The organism is Rossellomorea aquimaris (genome assembly GCF_020171925.1).
In the GTDB taxonomy this organism is placed as follows: domain Bacteria; phylum Bacillota; class Bacilli; order Bacillales; family Bacillaceae_B; genus Rossellomorea; species Rossellomorea aquimaris_F.
Map to the genome: position 1 here is coordinate 749,417 of NZ_JAIVAR010000002.1, position 16,554 is coordinate 765,970.

The window sequence follows — 16,554 nt, forward strand, 5'->3', positions numbered from 1 at the left end:
TGTCCTCGCTCCTCCATAAGAACGATACAAAAACTTACCAACCAACATTTTAGTGATTCATCAGACTAAAGTATTGACATCCTTTCTTTATCTTGTTAAAGTTAAAATCGTTGTTTTATTACTCTACCAATTTAGCGAACTAAAGTAATGCAAAACAAAACTACTAATGTACCATTCATAAAACGAAAACAATCAACCGGGACGCTTGCCCGGGGATTGGACATGCTTAAAGGAGGAATTAACGATGAACGCAGTTGTCATTGCCGTTCTAGTGATGCTCATCATGAGTTTGATGCGTGTCAATGTTGTGTTCGCTCTGATCACCGGTGCCCTTGTCGGGGGACTGACCGGCGGGATGGACCTGAATGAGACGATCACGTCCTTTTCGGATGGTCTTTCAGGAGGAGCCAACATCGCACTTAGTTATGCTTTACTGGGAGGATTCGCAGTAGCGATCTCTTATACAGGAATTCCAAATCTTCTCGTAGACTGGGTATTGAAAGTGGTCGGGAAAAAAGGAGATTCAAGAAAGACAGCTCTTTCTAAAGCCATGATCGTTCTTTCTATCTTACTTATGGCTGTCTTTTCACAAAACCTTATTCCGATTCACATCGCCTTTATCCCGATCCTTATTCCGCCATTATTGAAAGTCATGACGGAACTTGAGTTGGATAGACGATTGATTGCGTCAGTCATCACATTCGGGTTGACGGCGCCATATATCCTGTTGCCAGTCGGCTTTGGTTTGCAGTTCCACGAGATCATCGCTCAGAATATGGCGAGCAGTGGAATGGAAGTTGCCCTCGGGGATATTCCGAAGGCAATGCTCATCCCGGTCGGAGGAATGCTGATCGGTCTATTGATTGCGGTATTTGTCAGCTACCGTAAACCAAGAAAGTACAGTGAAGCGAAAGAAGTCGTTTCAGAAGAAAAAATGGTCTACAACAAGAAAGCGATGATTTTTGCATTCATCTCGATTGTTGCGGCCCTATACGTACAATTGCAGCTTGATTCCATGATTTTCGGTGCGCTCGCAGGAATCGCCGTCCTTTATCTTTCAGGCTCCGTCAAGTGGAAAGAAGCAGACGGCTTGTTGAATGAAGGAATGAAGATGATGGCATTCATCGGTTTTGTCATGATTGCTGCTTCTGGATTTGCGGAAGTAATGACAGCGACTGGCCATGTAGAAACGCTTGTAGAGGCGACTGCTGATACAATCGGCGGAAACAAGGCTCTGGCAGCGCTGCTTATGCTGATTGTTGGCCTTCTTGTAACAATGGGAATCGGATCCTCTTTTGCGACGATCCCGATCATTGCCGCCATCTTTGTACCACTTTGCATGGAGCTTGGTTTCAGTCCGATGGCGACAATCGTCATTGTCGGAACAGCCGGTGCCCTTGGGGATGCAGGTTCTCCAGCATCCGATAGTACACTCGGACCGACAGCAGGATTGAATGCAGATGGACAGCACAATCACATTTGGGATACGTGTGTGCCGACATTCTTGCACTATAATATCCCGCTCATCCTCTTTGGATGGATTGCAGCCATGATCTTTTAATAGAATGTAAGAAAGCAGGGGAGGTTCCCCTGCTTTTTTCTTTGTTTGAGACATCATGATTACCCCTTTGCGGTGCCCACTCCAATTCATTTCCTTGTGCATAATACTGTAGGGAAGCCTATAAAAACAGAGGGCTGTCCCTTATAAAATGAAATGGAGGAGGAAGCACGGATGCATAATGAAATGCTTTTTAGAAGACGTCCATACGGATTCGGATATGGAATCGGGAGAAGGCCTTTTTATGGAGGAGGGTTCTTTGGAGGCCCGTTCATAGGAGGGGTCCTTGGAGGGCTGTTAGGTTCTGCCCTTTTATATCCACGGCCATACCCATACTATTCGCCTTATGGATACGGCTATGGCTACCCTGGATATTATCCGTACTATTAATTAAACAGAATGAAACAGTCTGGGACAAAAGTGTTTCAGACAAAGTAAATCCCGAACGAATTTGTCTATTGGAAGGCAAAGTAGTTCGGGTTTTTAAATATTATTTAACTTTAAACTTAATTTTACCTTTGTCTAACGGTTGATTGGAGTGCAAGACGAAGACTCCTGCGGGAAGAGTAGCTTATGTGAGACCCCGCAGGAACGCAGTGACGAGGAGGCTCACGGGCTACCCGCGGAAAGCGAAGTCTTGCACGGAAATCATAAGCGATATTAAAAACTGGAACTGAATTGTTCGTCTTTATTTGTTTAGTCCTTAGTTAGGTCCCAGTCTTTTTTTTATATAGGCTTATCGTTCCTCTGCGGTTCACATCTCCCGCCATCTGACAATCAGAATGAGATGGCAGCAGTCCACTTCCCCTAGTTTCTCATCGAACACCATACGAATACCGTCCGGGTTGAATGAAACGACCGGTACGACCTTTATGCCGGTCCTTCTGATCAACTTAAGGACTTCGGGTTTATTCGACTGCTGTGCTAGGTCCATCAGCTGCCGTGCAAAAGAAGTATCAGATTTTATTTTTGCTAAGAGGAAATGGGCACTCTCCATTAAATTCAACGTTTTATCGGCAGACGCCATAAACGTTTTCGTTTCCACCGGGGGAAAATTATTGCGATAATGGTATCCGGGGTGCATCGGATAATTCATTCTTGTCTGGCGGGGGTGATAGGGGCTCTGGACAGGATGATAAAATGGATGATAACGGTTCATGAAATCCCTCCTTGATCCTGGCGATTGACTCTAAGGAAATGTATGTAACGGAATGGGAGTTTATTCTTGAAGGGTTACGTGCAATGGCAGTACATACTGATCCCAAAAAGCTGTTTTCGTAAACATTGTTGCTTTAGAAAATGCAAGTAGTGGTTGATTTGCGCTCCAGGTGCTCGCTTTCCGCGGGGCGTGAGTTGAGCCTCCTCGGGCAAATGCCCTGCGGGGTCTCAACTTTCCCGCAATTCCCGCAGGAGTCGAGCACCTTCCGCTCCAATCAACAAATTAGCATTGGCTTTAACAATAAAAAAAGAAAAGATCATATTCATTCACAAACCATACCATTTTCTAGGGCGAAGTTCTTCATATTTTCTATACTGACTAGCATTAAGACCCAACAAGAACGTTCTCTAAAAGCTTGTTTTCCTTATCCTGTGCACATCAAAATAGTCTTCATAATAAAAGCTCTGAAAGATCTTTGAAAGAGAAAAAAGGTGATTTCAAATCGGTTCCAGCTGATGATTGGAGTGCAAGACGAAGACTCCTGCGGGAAGAGTAGCTTATGTGAGACATGTCTAGCTCCAGTGGTCTGCTCCCGTTTGAAAATTAACCTCCGACTTTTGAGGCAAAAAGCGCCTCTAAAGTCGAAGAACATTTTTCAAAGGGAGCAAAACGCCCACTTCCGCTTTTCGAACCCGCAGGAACGCAGTGACGAGGAGGCTCACGGGCTACCCGCGGAAAGCGAAGTCTTGCACGGAAATCATCAGCGGTAATAAACAGGTGCTATTTTAATAACAACAATCTTTGCGTAAAGAGCTTTCCAAAAAGACTAATAAAGGGTTTTCACGTTTCATCGCGAAAAACTACTATAGGAAACTATTAATGAGGTGAATGACATGAATGTGGAAAATACATTGATCAGTGCGCTTGGCATACAGTTCGTGGAATTGGGCAAAGGGAAGGTCATCGCGACAATGCCCGTTAACGAGGCAACCCGACAGCCTTTTGGCTTCCTTCATGGCGGCGCATCCGTGGCACTTGCCGAAACGGTGGCGAGTGTCGGGGCAGTTGAATTAATCGATCTCGAGAAAGAAATCTGCTTTGGTCTTGAAATCAATGCCAATCATATAAAAGCGAAACGGGACGGGGTGGTGACCGCGACTGCAACGGTCATGCACCAGGGGAAAACAACGATGGTATGGGATATAAGGATCACCGATGAAGAGAATCAGCTGATCTGTGTTTCACGCTGTACGATGGCCGTCGTGCCGAAACGATGATGAACGACCTGACATTTTGGGAGGGAAGATACGTTTAATCATCCTCCCATTGGGAAATCAATAAGTAACCAAGATAAGGAGGTTACATGATGCCCTGGAGTAAACATGATTACCCCGCTTCATTGAAGAACCTTCCGGAAGACGTCCGGAACAAAGCGATCGAAATCGGGAACGCCCTCCTCGATGAGGGTTACGACGAAGGAAGAGCGATCGCAATCGCTACCGATCAGGCTCATAAGGCCGAGGAAGGGAAAGGTCAGGAGAAGACCGAGTATCATGTGAGAACGCATAGTGAAGGTTGGCAGTTGGTCAAGGAGGGGGGCAGTCGTGCCATCCTGGTAGAAGGCACAAAAGAAGCCCTCCTCTCCAAAGCGAAGGATTATGTGAATGACCATGATGGAACGCTCGTCATCCATAAGCAAGATGATACAGTGGAAAAAGAACTATATAATACGTAGGATGATACCCGCTATTAAACAGCTGCATGGTATCATTTCCTACACATAAAAAAGAAGCTTGACCAAGCCGGGGTCCTTCCGGCGGTCAAGCTTCTTTTGTTTCATCATAGTCTTCTATGAATGTTGCTTCTCATATTCCTCTTTGTCTTTCAGGTCATCCCTGACACTCTCCGAAGAGAGCTCGACTCCTGTGTTGTAAGCCGCACGAGCAATGAGATGGCCGGCGACAGGCGCTGTGACAAAGATAAAGACGATGGCCAATATCAGGTTGGAATTGAAATGACCGTGTTCCATGTAGAAGTATAGGAACGTTGCGATGAGGATCGACATGATCCCCAATGTCGCACCTTTGGATGCGGCATGGTTACGTGTATAGATATCCGGAAGCCTCAATACACCAAATGTGGCTACAAGACTGAGAAGCCCTCCGACGATCAAGAAAAATCCGATGATCCAACTAATGATTTCGCTCACGTTCGATGATCTCCCCTTTCTCCAAGAACTTCGAAAAGGCTACCGTCCCCAGGAAAGCAAGTATTCCGAGAAGGAGGATGACCGGTAGGAATGCATACGTGTCAAGAATCATGGAAACAAGGGCGATGATGGCAATCAGGTTGATCCCGATTGCATCCAATGCCACAACCCGGTCAGGGACGGTGGGTCCTTTAATGACACGATAGACGAGTCCAAGCATGGAAATGGATACACATAGCAGGGTGATCTGGATGATCATATGCAGCATCAGCGGCTCACCTCCATGATCGCTTTTTCGAACGAGTTCTTGATCTCGTCAATCGATTCATTAACATCCGCGATATCAATCGCATGGATGTAAAGAATTTTATTATCAAAAGAAACATCCACTACCAGTGTCCCAGGGGTCAAGGTAATGAGATTTGCTAATAAAGTAATTTCCCAGTCTGTCTTCAATTCTGTGGGAAGAGCGAAAATACCAGGCTTGAAATCAAGTTTTGGCTTAAGCACAACTTTCAGAACCGAGATATTCGCAAGAATCAGCTCTTTGATAAATAAGAAAAGTAAATTGATCACTGCACCCACCCTTAACAAATAAAAGCGGGATGTGAAAAATCTTCTGAATGCAAACATCACGATTAGTCCCAGTATAAAACCGATCAGGAATGACTGTGCAGTAAAGGACACCGAAAGAAACATCCAGACAAAGGCTAAGAAAAAGTTTAATAAAATTTGAAAGGCCATTCTACATTACTCCTTTAACACTGCGTCTATATAGAGATCCGGGTCCATCAGTACATCTGCAGCCTGTGTAAACAGCGGGCGAAGGGCTTCTGCACCGAAGCCGTAGAATACAGCTAATGCAACCAATACAGCAGATGTCATCCAAAGATAACGGGCATGTCCTTTCGATACACCGTTATATTCTTTAGGGACTCCCCAGATTCCATTAAGGAAGATTTTAATGACCGAGTATAGCACGAGTAAACTTGAAGCGAGGACGACGCCTGCTCCGAGATAAGCTCCTTCGGCAAAGCCTCCCTTAAGGATCATCAACTTCCCGATGAACCCGCTGAGAGGGGGGATCCCCGCAAGTGAGAATGCCGCTACAAGGAATGTCCAACCTAACCATGGATACTCTTTGATGAGGCCGCCCATCTTCCTCAAGTTCGTTGTGCCGGTAATCTTGATCATGACACCGACAAGTAAGAACAGTGCAGCCTTGATGATCATGTCATGGATGAGGTAATACACCGAACCTTCCATTGCATCGGGATTCATCGTCGATACCCCGAACAAAATGACGCCGACTGCAATGATGATATTGTAGATGATGATCTTCTTGACGTCCCAATATGCGATGGCTCCTATGCACCCGAACACAATCGTCAGCATCGCAAGCACCGATAGGATTTCGTGCGTATAACCGGTGTCGTGGTAGAAGAACAGCGTATACGTCCTTGTGATCGAGTAGATCCCCACTTTGGTCAAAAGCGCTCCGAATAATGCGAGCACCGGTGTCGGTGGTGCGTAATAAGAACCCGGAAGCCAGAAGTACAGCGGGAAGATCGCACCTTTCAATCCGAAGACCACAAGGAACAGGATCGCAATGGCCGTCAGGATACCGGGCTGGTTCACCTCTGAAATCTTTCTTGAGATGTCCGCCATATTAAGCGTCCCTAAAACAGAATACAAATAGGCGACGGTAATGACGAATAGGGCGGAAGAGATGACATTCACAAGAATGTATTTGATTCCTTCCCGCAGCTGGGCTTTTGTCCCGCCAAGTACGAGGAGGACGTATGAACTCATCAGCATCACTTCGAAGAAAACGAAAAGATTGAAGATGTCGCCGGTCGTAAAAGCACCGTTCACCCCGACTAGCAGGAATTGAACGACCGGATAATAATAGAAACGTTCCCTGTCCACCCCGATCGATTTGAAAGAGTACAAGAGGACGACCAATGTGATGATGCTGGTCGTCGTGACGAGCAACGCGGACAGCATGTCTGATACGAGTATGATCCCGAACGGGGCTTTCCAACTGCCGAGTTCGATCGTCTGGATTCCGTCCCGATTCACCTTGTCGATCAAGACGAGCGAAGCTACTACCGTAGCCGCTGTCGAGATGGCAGAAATGCCTCTTTGCACTTTGATATATTTGCTTATGAACATTAAGATGACCGCTGTAAGAAGCGGGATTAATATAGGTAAAATCAATAAGTTAGTCATTGCCTTCAGTTCCTCTCATCTGATCCACATTATCCGTTCCAAGTTCCTGGTATGCCCGATAAGCAAGGACAAGGAAGAAAGCCGTGACCCCGAAGCTGATGACGATGGCCGTCAAAATCAGGGCCTGGGGCAGCGGATCGACATAGGATTCAGCGTGTTCCCCGAGTAATGGGGCATCTCCCCCTTTAAGGCCGCTGACTGTCAGGATGAGCAAATGCGCACCATGACTCAATAGAGCCGTACCGATGATGATGCGAAGCAGGCTCTTCGACAGCATCAAGTAGACAGCGCTAGTAAATAGTACTCCAACAACGATTGCCATAAGTATTTCCATTATTCACTCACTCCTATTGTCTGAATAATGGTCATCGTTACACCGATAACTACAAGATACACACCTGTATCAAATAATACTGCCGTATGAAGGGAGGTTTTCCCTAAGAGAGGCAGGTGGAAATAATCATATGCATGTGTCAGGAAAGGGACATTAAAGAATAATGCCCCGGCTGACGTCCCGACGGCAAACAATAATCCGATGGCCGTGATGATTTTATAATCGACTGGAAGGATATTTGCAACCGTCTTGATATCATAAGCCAATAACAATAATACAATTGCGCCTGAAGTCATCAGGCCACCGATGAAACCGCCGCCAGGAGTGTAGTGTCCCACGAAGAAGATCCTCAGTGAGAACAAGATGATCAAGAACGCGACAACGTTCGTTACGGTTTGTAAGATGATGTCATTCGTTTTTGTTTTCATCCTTCTTTCCTCCTTGTCAGGCGTAATTTGATCATGGAATAAATGCCAAGAGATGCGATTGCAAGCACACAGATTTCAAATAATGTATCGAAACCACGGAAGTCAACAAGGATGACATTGACCATGTTTTTTCCGCCTGCTTCCTTATACACATTTTCAATGTAGTAGCTTGAAATCGAATCAAACAGCTTTGTGCTGTAGGAAGAAATGGCAAACAATGTGACAACGATCCCGACTCCGATCGAAATCAACGCATTCTCGAGCTTGAACTTCATTCTCTCTTCATGCCTGCTCAATTTAGGCAGGTGATAGAAGCAGAGAAGGAATAAAGCGACGGAAACGGTCTCGATCACAAGCTGGGTAAGGGCCAGGTCAGGTGCACGGAATAACACAAAGAATAGCGAGACCGTGTATCCTGCGGCTCCTAGTGAAATGATCGAGGTCAGGCGTGATTTCGCGAACAAGATCGTAATGGAACTGATTACTAAAAGCAGCGCGATCGCGATTTCATAAATACCGATCGGCGCAAGTTCAGAAGTGTCGATTGCAAAGGCTCCCTTGAACCACAGACTGAACAGCAGGATCGCGATGAAGAACGCGAAAATATACACAAGATAGGACCTGATGAAACCGGTCATATAGCCTCTCGTAAACGAGAATGCCGCGCGCTCGCTTCGGATCAACCCTCCATCATAAAGCGAATTCAGGGTCAGGCGTTCAGGGATCCATGAATAGACTTTCTTCCAATTAGGAAGTAGTTGATAAAGAAGGACCCCAAACAGGATGACGCCCAATGTCATGAATAATTCAGGCGTAGGTCCGTGCCAGAAGGTGATATGTGCTTCGACGTCATTGCCACCTTCTACAAGGCTTGGTGCGATTGCTTCTACTGCCGGTTCGATGAATCTTTCCGACAGGATATTAGGGAAGAAACCGAACACGACCACTAGTGACGCCAGGATGATCGGTGAAATCAGCATACCAAGCGGCGCTTCATGAGGTTTCTTCTCGAGTTTCTCCGGTTGATGTTTCCCTGTAAAGGTTTTGAAAACGAGAATCATGCTGTAAATGAACGTAAACACACTTCCGACCCAGGCAAGGATCGGGAATAGGATGCCGACTGTGTTCAAGTTGAAAATATCCATCTCAAGCACCCTTACCATCCCGGTAAAGAACATCTCCTTACTTAGGAAACCATTGAATGGCGGGAGACCGGCCATTGAGAATGCACCGATGATCGCAATCGTGAACGTGATCGGCATGAAACTCATCAAGCCACCGAGCTTGCGGATATCCCTTGTACCGGTTTCATGATCGACGATCCCGACAACCATGAAGAGGCTACCTTTGAAAGTGGCGTGATTGATCAGATGGAACACAGCAGCAAGTGTCGCCACCATATAAATGTTGTCATCTAAATACGTATAGTGCAGGGCGGCTGCGCCCACCCCAAGTAGTGACATGATAAGACCAAGTTGACTGACGGTGGAAAACGCAAGGATCCCTTTCAGGTCCGTTTGCTTCACGGCATTGAATGATCCCCAGAACAATGTAAAGATCCCGAATCCGCCGACAAGCCATAACCATAAGCTTGTTTCTGCGAAAATCGGACTCATGCGGGCAACAAGATAAATCCCCGCTTTAACCATCGTTGCTGAATGTAGATAAGCACTGACTGGCGTCGGTGCTTCCATGGCATCCGGAAGCCAGATGTGAAACGGGAATTGAGCGGATTTCGTGAAGGCTCCAAGCAGGACAAGCAGCATGGCAGGTACGAAAAGTGCCTGCGTCATGAGCTGATCTGATTGAGCAATCAATTCACGGATGCTGAAGGTGCCGCCCATGAGATAGAGCAGGAGGAATCCCCCTAGCATCGACAATCCACCGAACACCGTGATCAGCATGGACTTTTGAGCTCCGTACCTTGAACGTTCACGGTGATACCAATATCCGATCAATAGGAAAGAAGAAATAGACGTGAATTCCCAGAACATATACAAGACGATCAGGTTATCTGATAACACTACGCCAAGCATCGCTCCCATGAACATCATGAGATAGACATAGAAGTTATGTAACTGTTCCTTATCCTTATCAAGGTAATAAATCGAATAAAGGACGACAAGTGTACCGATACCGGTGATCAAGAGCGCGAATAGCAGCCCGAGTCCATCGATATACGCGATAAAATCGATGCCGAAAGAAGGCATCCATTCCACTGTTTCCTTTATTGTCTTTCCATCCCTCGTCATCGGCATGAATTGAAAGAAGTAAGTGAATAACACGGCAGGAAGCAGCAATACAAACCAGCCGGTATGGATCGATCGCATCCCCTTATAAAAGAATGGAATCAAGATTGCAAACAAAAAGGGCGAGATGATGGCCCAATGTAATAATGTCATAAAAAACCCCCCTCTTATAAAATTGATGTATCGTTCAACTTCGTCTTATGTAAGTTCATTTCACTTTCAGTTTGATCCACTCTCACAGTATGCCCGGATTGCTTGACCTAAAGAGCATTATATCGTAAAAAAACATCACTTGCATTACTCAGGTATCCACCCTTCAACAATTGTCATTTTCGTATTAAATATGTAGAAACGCGGTCGATAAACGTGAAATTTCTTCGAATTTTTTTCTCATTCCTCGTTCATTGTACCGAATAGTTTTGGTCAATTTGGACAATCCTATCCATAAGGTGGTGATGAAATTTGAAAAGAAAGACCGTTGCATTCACAACGATTTTATTCGCATTCATTGGATGGGGATGGTTGGTTGAATCGCAGGATCGTTTCAATCGGGGGATCTTTGAGATTGACGACCCGGCTACCCAGAACCTACAGCCTGTCACATATGACAGTGAAAACGAAATAGAAGAAGTGCAGGCATCTCAACAGCGAACCCGTCAGCCCTTTAGATCAAGGGAATATATCCGGATTGTCCCGTCCAGATCCTTACAAACGGAAGAAATTATCGAATGACTGTCTCTTTCATGTCCGCATGGGGGAGGCAGTTTTTTGATGGTTCTTTTTTCAAATGTGCTTTGTCGGAGAATGGAGGAGGTCCGACAAATTGCCCAAGGGTCCCTAATACATACCCTTTTCAAGACAACCATAAACGATTATGATAAAAGTGCTGCATGGAATCCATCGTTATGGGAGAGTTATCAATTGAAGAATACATATTTAACAAGCTACTTGCCTCTGTTTTCCATCCTTTTGTTCAGCCTGACGTTTTCTGTCTACGGGGTGGACGTGTTTGTAGACCTTTTCAAGAAAATTGGCGTGTACCCTGGTATGCGTGAATTTTTATCCGATATCGAACTGAAATTCGTATTATTGATCCTCTTGATGATTGTCTTCTTCATGGTATTTGCTGCCTTGAAGCTCATCGCGGAGACCATCAATGGAGTGTCCATGCTTTTCTTCTCTAAGGAATCGGAAGGACAGCTTTATAATCGCGTGAGGTCAGGATCCATGATTTATTTCATCGGGGGAATTGCGTCTGCAGTCAGTCTCAAATCCTTCATCGGATTAGTGGCCATCTTTGCGCTCACCTCCATTGTTTATTTTGTCTATTTTGTCTATAAAATCAGCGTCACGGTATCCAAAGCCGGTATCATCGGAGTGATCAGCCTGCAGCTGTTCACATGGTCATCCCTGTTCATGACGATCTTTTTTATACTATTGAAATTATATAACGGCGTCATGGCCAGCCTGCCGATCATGTCGAAGGTGAAGCTGTAAGTGATGGGTGAGGAGGAGTATGAAACGTTGTTTTGTACTCTTTTTTTGTATTGGTGGGGCGTTGAGTTGGGTGTGGGCGTGATTGGGGGTGTGAGTCTGATTGACTGATTGACGGTGTTTGTCGGATGATCTTGGATTCGAACATAAAAAGGGGATTTCGCACATAAGTGGTTTGGGTTCGCACATAAAAAGGAGAATTCGCACATAAGTGGTTAGGGTTCGCACATAAAAAGGGGATTTCGCACATAAGTGGTTTGGGTTCGCACATAAAAAGGGGATTTCGCACATAAGTGGTTTTGTGTTCGAGCATAAAAGGTGATTTTCGAGCATAACTCGTTTAGGTTCGAGCATAAAAAGGAGAATATCGAGCATAAATCCTTTCAGTTCGAGCATAAAAACGCAACACGCCCTCAATGCCCTTATGAAATGAGAATTCTGTGTGTAAAACGTTAGGTGCCGCACACAAAAAGGCGGATCTGCGCAGAAATCATGGGGTGCCTGGAACAAATAAGAATGGCACACACATATATCGATGGAGGAAACGCCAAAATCGTGAGAAATCCGCCACCTATCGGGACACCAGGCACAATCTGTGCATTCAGCACGCCATCGTCATCGTTACCCCACACAAATTGAAAATACCAATCCTACTTCTTGAAACCTCCAATCATAAACCAGTTTTATCTCCACTCCCACATCATATAACCCCCACACCCAATCCCACCAATCCCTACCCACCACTCCCCAAAACAAAAAAAGCACCCGGAGATAAACCTCCGAGCGCTATTCCATGATTGCCTGCCATATTTTATGACTTGGACGTAGTCTTTCGATTCCGCTCATGTCCTGAGGGATGTCGTGGCCGACCCAGACCCCGGTCGTATAGAGATCCGTGAGTCCCATCACCCAGTAGTCGTGATATTGGTTGGTCGTGCCCGTTTTGATCCCGACATACGGCCTTGAGACGTAGGCGGCTTTTCCTGTACCGTCGGAAGCGGCATTTGCGAGCATTTGCCTCATTTTTGATGTGGTGTCATCCGACCAGACCTGTCCTCGTTTCTGTTTCCATTCATATAAGATTTTCCCGCTGCTACCCTTCACATTTATGATGGCATGAGATTTTTCATACGTTCCATCGACGAAGGAAGTATATGCATCCGTCATTTCAAGGGGACTGACACCGTAAGTGAATCCCCCGACCGCCGCCGCGTAGGTGCGGTCTTCTTTTGTCAGTTTTTCAAACGAAAAGGCGGAAAGTTCATTGAAGGCATTGTCAATCCCGACCTTTTCCATCAAACGGAGCGCAGCGGCATTATATGATTGGGACATTGACCGGGTCATGGTGACGGTTCCCGGCTGTGCGCCTCCATAGTTTACCGGACAGTAGTTTCCGATGCAGTACCGGTTCGCATTCACTTCTTCGTAAATGGATGACTTGAACTTATCCAGGTACGGGGCATAGACGAGCAGAGGTTTAATGGAAGAACCCGGCTGTCTGTATGCTTGGAAGGCATGATTGAAATTATACTTCCTATAATCCGTTCCACCTGTCAGTGCGGCGATCCTTCTTGTTTTGTTATCGATGGTGACGGATGCCCCTTGCAGCTGCTGCCCCTTAAGGGTTGCATTGACGGCTTCCACGCTTTTTTGCTGAAGTGAAGGATCAAGTGCCGTACTGATTTTCACCCCTGAAGAGATCACGCTTTCCACCCGTTGGTCAAGTTTTTCGATGATTTTCTCTTTTTCCTGTGGGGAACCGGCTTTTTCAAGTTGAGCCTCGTAGCCTTCATTCAGGGAAATCAGTTCCTTCAATTCTTGTTCCACATAGAACGCATAGTCAGGGTATCGGTCGATCCGTTTGCGGATATTCAACTTGATCGGCACTTTTTTTAGCTTGTCCGCTTCTTCTTTTGACATCTTTTCGGTGTTGACGAGAATATCCAGCAACCGTTCCTGACGCACCTTTGTCTGATCGAAGTGATCGAGCGGATCATACTTACCCGGATTATTCGGGATCGAGGCCAGGAAGGCTAATTCTGCTTTGTTCAAGTCTGAAACATTTTTTTGAAAATAATATTGCGAGGCCGTTTCGATTCCATACACACCGTTGCTGAAATAAATCACATTGAGGTACAGCTCCAATATCTCATCTTTTGATAGGGAGCTTTCAATTTCATGTGCATAGAACAGCTCGGTCAATTTACGATTATATGTCTTTTCCTGACCCAGATACAGGTTTCGGGCCAGCTGCTGGGTAATTGTGCTTCCTCCCTGCTGGATATGGGTGAAGACCAAATTCTTCACCACTGCCCTCAGGATGGCACCTGCATCGAATCCGACATGCTCGTAGAAATGCTGATCTTCCGATGCGACCAGGATTTCCTTCACGAATGGAGGGATGTTCTCGTCATCCGCATACAATCGGAACGGGCGGTTCACCTCTGAAAAAACGTTTCCGTCTTTATCCAGCAGCAGGCTGGTCTTGTTTAGGTCCAACTGATCTGCATTCACGGCGTTTTGGAGTTCTTCCTGAAACACCTGGGCCCGGTCGGCTTCCTCGGTGGTGAAGAAGAGCGTTATGAAAAACAACGCCATGAAGCCGAACACTGTTAGAAATCCTGCAAACACTCTCATACTTCCACTCTACTTTACTAGTAATCTTGATTCACATGACCGTCTACTTCTGAATGTTTGATACTCCACCATAATAATCCAAATGCCCCCAAGAATAAAGCACCTGTTACATAAAAAACGGAAGAAATCCCAATATATCCTGAGACTGTCCCTCCGAATACCGGGCCGATCACGTTTCCAAGAAAGCGGAAGCTCTGATTGTACCCGAGGACCTCACCCTGCATGCTAAGAGGGGCTTCCTGGCGGATATAGGCAGTCACACACGGGATCATGCCCCCGATGCTGATCCCGAACAGGAATCGAAGCAGTACGAGCTGCCAAAGTTCGGTTACAAGCGCTTGCGGGACGATCAGGATGGAGGCAAGTACCAATAAGATCGATAGGACTTTCTCATATCCGATTTGATCACCGAGCTTACCCCATTGCCTTGTGGCGATAAAGTTTCCGAATCCTGTTGCCGAAAAGGCCAGGCCAGCAAGGAATGCAAGATTCGTCGATGAAGTGAGCTCATCCACATAGAGTGCGAGCAGCGGCTGGATGCTGAAATTTGCGACCTGTATGAGTAAGGATAGAATGATCACCGTCACAAGAAGTTTATGACTGATGATGTGCTGAAGCACCTGCTTGCTTGTATATTTGTTTTGCTTATTCCTCTGTGCATCGTCCCTCTGTTCATCGATGCCGAACAGGACAACGGTTGCTGCAATCGCAATCGAAATTGCAGTCAGGATAAAGGTATAAGAAAAACCAACATGATCAGCAAGAATCCCCCCGATGACAGGTCCGAATAATCCGCCTGACACGGTACCCATTTGCAAGGTGCCCAATATTTTTCCTGCTTCCTCCTTGGAAGTCTGTGAAGAGATGAGCGCCATGGAGGTGGGAATGAAACCTGTGACGGCACCCATGATCATCCGAAGAATGAACAGCCCGTGAACGGACTCCATGAACCCCATTAAAAAGATCGACGTTGCAATTCCATACCCCGTGATCAGAAGGATGGGTTTATACCCATGTCGGTCCCCGAATCTGCCCCATAGTGGGGATATGAAGAATGCGGTCAGGAACGTGATGCCGAAGACGAACCCGGACCAACGTTGTACATAAGCTTCACTGTAATCCCCAAAGGTCTCGATATAAAGGGATAGGAAGGGGAGGACCATGGTGGCACTGGCAGCCACTAAAAAATTCGCCACGACCATAATGATAAGATTCTTTTTTTCTATTGAAATGATGAACACCTTCTCATATGCTATTTATTTCGTATTACTAAATATATTTTATAGAAGTTTGGGTGGGGAGTCCACCGAAGGAGATTTTTTTGACGATTGTTAAACGGAATAGTCATATTTCCATGATGGAACATGATATACTATAAGAATAGGAATTATGTACACATCTTTCTTCAGCGTGTGCATAAACTCGTTCGTTTTTCAGCTATGATTCTACCAAGAATAAATTGGGGCTGTACAAGATTGAGGAGGGAGTTACGTGGTTAAAGCAAAGCAGCTTGTGTTCATTGACTTTGAGTTTTCAATGCCGGAACGACATCGGGTCCCAAAAGGCTTTTTCCCTGAAATCATCGAAGCAGGAGTGGTGGTGGTTCAGAATGGGAAAGTGTCAGATACGTTTTCGACTTATGTAAAACCATCTGCCTTCCCCAAACTAACCAATCGATGCAAGCGATTCTTATCAATCACACAGGATAAAGTTGACGAAGGCATCTCCTTCCGGACACTCATCGATTATTTTAATGGACTTAATGAAAAGGGGATCGAGAAGGTCGTGACTTGGGGGAATATGGATATGAAAGTATTGAGGGATAATTGTGCCTATGCTGGCGCAGCCTTTCCGTTTCAAGCCCAATTTGTCGACTTATCGATGGAATATAAACGGTTTTTCGGTGACCAGAACCAAACAGGCTTATGGAAGGCCGTCCAGGAATACGGAAGGGAAGGGGTAGGAAAGCATCATAAAGCATTGGATGACGCGATGACCACCCATCATATTTATAACCTTGTCGAAAAAGATAAAAAGTATCTCGACAAAGCTGAACCAACCACCATCGGTGATCGAATCGATTTAAGCAAGCTTTATAATCAGCTTGCTTGAGTATAGAAAAACGTGCCCATTCCGGTGCTTACCCCCGGAAGTTAGAGTTTTATTATGCAGCTGAATGGCTGGAGTGAGTTCGGTATTCGACAGGACTCATCCCAGCCAATTTTTCTTTTGACCGGTCATGATTGTACCAGTG

The 16,554-nt window shown here is 45.8% G+C and carries 18 protein-coding genes; 7 read left to right on the forward strand and 11 right to left on the reverse strand.

What is annotated here, in order from left to right; translation table 11 throughout:
* Positions 1-244 precede the first annotated feature (244 nt).
* The gene (locus LCM10_RS11295; protein WP_224876359.1) at positions 245-1,561 is read left to right on the forward strand and encodes a Na+/H+ antiporter family protein; all 1,317 of its coding nucleotides are present in this window, start codon (positions 245-247) and stop codon (positions 1,559-1,561) included.
* 153 nt (positions 1,562-1,714) lie between these two features.
* Entirely contained in the window at positions 1,715-1,948 is a 234-nt protein-coding gene (locus tag LCM10_RS11300) for a hypothetical protein (protein WP_318247489.1), read from the forward strand.
* 364 nt (positions 1,949-2,312) lie between these two features.
* On the opposite strand, the gene LCM10_RS11305 is transcribed toward LCM10_RS11300, so the two are convergent.
* Positions 2,313-2,717 carry a hypothetical protein gene (locus tag LCM10_RS11305; protein ID WP_224876360.1) on the reverse strand — a complete coding sequence of 135 codons (405 nt, stop codon included), beginning with the start codon at positions 2,715-2,717 and terminating at the stop codon, positions 2,313-2,315.
* An 893-nt stretch (positions 2,718-3,610) separates the two neighbouring features.
* Between LCM10_RS11305 and LCM10_RS11310 the strand changes: the two genes are divergently transcribed.
* Both LCM10_RS11310 and LCM10_RS11315 read left to right on the forward strand, forming a co-directional pair.
* Positions 3,611-3,994 (forward strand): PaaI family thioesterase, encoded by a 384-nt coding sequence (locus LCM10_RS11310; protein WP_224876361.1) that lies wholly within the window; start codon positions 3,611-3,613, stop codon positions 3,992-3,994.
* A gap of 89 nt (positions 3,995-4,083) precedes the next feature.
* Positions 4,084-4,452, forward strand: a complete 369-nt coding sequence (locus tag LCM10_RS11315; RefSeq protein ID WP_224876362.1) for a DUF2188 domain-containing protein — start codon at positions 4,084-4,086, stop codon at positions 4,450-4,452.
* Between the two features lie 114 nt (positions 4,453-4,566).
* Here the strand turns inward: LCM10_RS11315 and mnhG are convergent, their stop codons facing one another.
* The 7 genes from mnhG to LCM10_RS11350 are packed head-to-tail and all read right to left on the reverse strand — an operon-like array spanning position 4,567 to position 10,322.
* On the reverse strand, positions 4,567-4,926 hold the full coding sequence (mnhG, locus tag LCM10_RS11320) for a monovalent cation/H(+) antiporter subunit G (RefSeq protein ID WP_224876363.1): 360 nt from the start codon (positions 4,924-4,926) through the stop codon (positions 4,567-4,569).
* Positions 4,910-5,194 (reverse strand): Na(+)/H(+) antiporter subunit F1, encoded by a 285-nt coding sequence (locus LCM10_RS11325; RefSeq protein WP_224876364.1) that lies wholly within the window; start codon positions 5,192-5,194, stop codon positions 4,910-4,912. Before LCM10_RS11325 ends, mnhG begins: the two co-directional genes overlap by 17 nt.
* Positions 5,194-5,670, reverse strand: coding sequence for a Na+/H+ antiporter subunit E (locus LCM10_RS11330; RefSeq protein ID WP_224876365.1), 477 nt, complete (start codon positions 5,668-5,670; stop codon positions 5,194-5,196). The genes LCM10_RS11325 and LCM10_RS11330 overlap by 1 nt, the downstream gene beginning before the upstream one ends.
* Before the next feature lie 6 nt (positions 5,671-5,676).
* The gene (locus LCM10_RS11335) at positions 5,677-7,158 is read right to left on the reverse strand and encodes a Na+/H+ antiporter subunit D (protein WP_224876366.1); all 1,482 of its coding nucleotides are present in this window, start codon (positions 7,156-7,158) and stop codon (positions 5,677-5,679) included.
* A complete protein-coding gene (locus LCM10_RS11340; RefSeq protein ID WP_224876367.1) occupies positions 7,151-7,492 on the reverse strand; it encodes a Na(+)/H(+) antiporter subunit C in 342 nt (113 codons plus the stop codon). Before LCM10_RS11340 ends, LCM10_RS11335 begins: the two co-directional genes overlap by 8 nt.
* Entirely contained in the window at positions 7,492-7,920 is a 429-nt protein-coding gene (locus LCM10_RS11345) for a Na(+)/H(+) antiporter subunit B (RefSeq protein WP_224876368.1), read from the reverse strand. Before LCM10_RS11345 ends, LCM10_RS11340 begins: the two co-directional genes overlap by 1 nt.
* Complete coding sequence (locus LCM10_RS11350) at positions 7,917-10,322, reverse strand: Na+/H+ antiporter subunit A (RefSeq protein WP_224876369.1); 2,406 nt, start codon at positions 10,320-10,322, stop codon at positions 7,917-7,919. The genes LCM10_RS11345 and LCM10_RS11350 overlap by 4 nt, the downstream gene beginning before the upstream one ends.
* Positions 10,323-10,631: 309 nt before the next feature.
* Here LCM10_RS11350 and LCM10_RS11355 point away from each other — a divergent pair, with 309 nt between their 5' ends.
* The gene (locus LCM10_RS11355) at positions 10,632-10,901 is read left to right on the forward strand and encodes a hypothetical protein (RefSeq protein ID WP_224876370.1); all 270 of its coding nucleotides are present in this window, start codon (positions 10,632-10,634) and stop codon (positions 10,899-10,901) included.
* 189 nt (positions 10,902-11,090) lie between these two features.
* Positions 11,091-11,666, forward strand: coding sequence for a DUF5366 family protein (locus LCM10_RS11360; protein WP_224876371.1), 576 nt, complete (start codon positions 11,091-11,093; stop codon positions 11,664-11,666).
* Positions 11,667-12,449: 783 nt separating this feature from the next.
* On the opposite strand, the gene LCM10_RS11365 is transcribed toward LCM10_RS11360, so the two are convergent.
* Complete coding sequence (locus LCM10_RS11365) at positions 12,450-14,300, reverse strand: transglycosylase domain-containing protein (protein WP_224876372.1); 1,851 nt, start codon at positions 14,298-14,300, stop codon at positions 12,450-12,452.
* 17 nt (positions 14,301-14,317) lie between these two features.
* Entirely contained in the window at positions 14,318-15,532 is a 1,215-nt protein-coding gene (locus LCM10_RS11370) for an MFS transporter (RefSeq protein WP_224876406.1), read from the reverse strand.
* Positions 15,533-15,791: 259 nt separating this feature from the next.
* Here LCM10_RS11370 and kapD point away from each other — a divergent pair, with 259 nt between their 5' ends.
* Positions 15,792-16,412, forward strand: coding sequence for a 3'-5' exonuclease KapD (kapD, locus tag LCM10_RS11375; protein ID WP_224876373.1), 621 nt, complete (start codon positions 15,792-15,794; stop codon positions 16,410-16,412).
* Between the two features lie 52 nt (positions 16,413-16,464).
* Here kapD and LCM10_RS20870 read toward each other — a convergent pair.
* Positions 16,465-16,554: IS3 family transposase (locus LCM10_RS20870; protein WP_224875669.1), on the reverse strand; the 90-nt coding region annotated here is incomplete at its 5' end.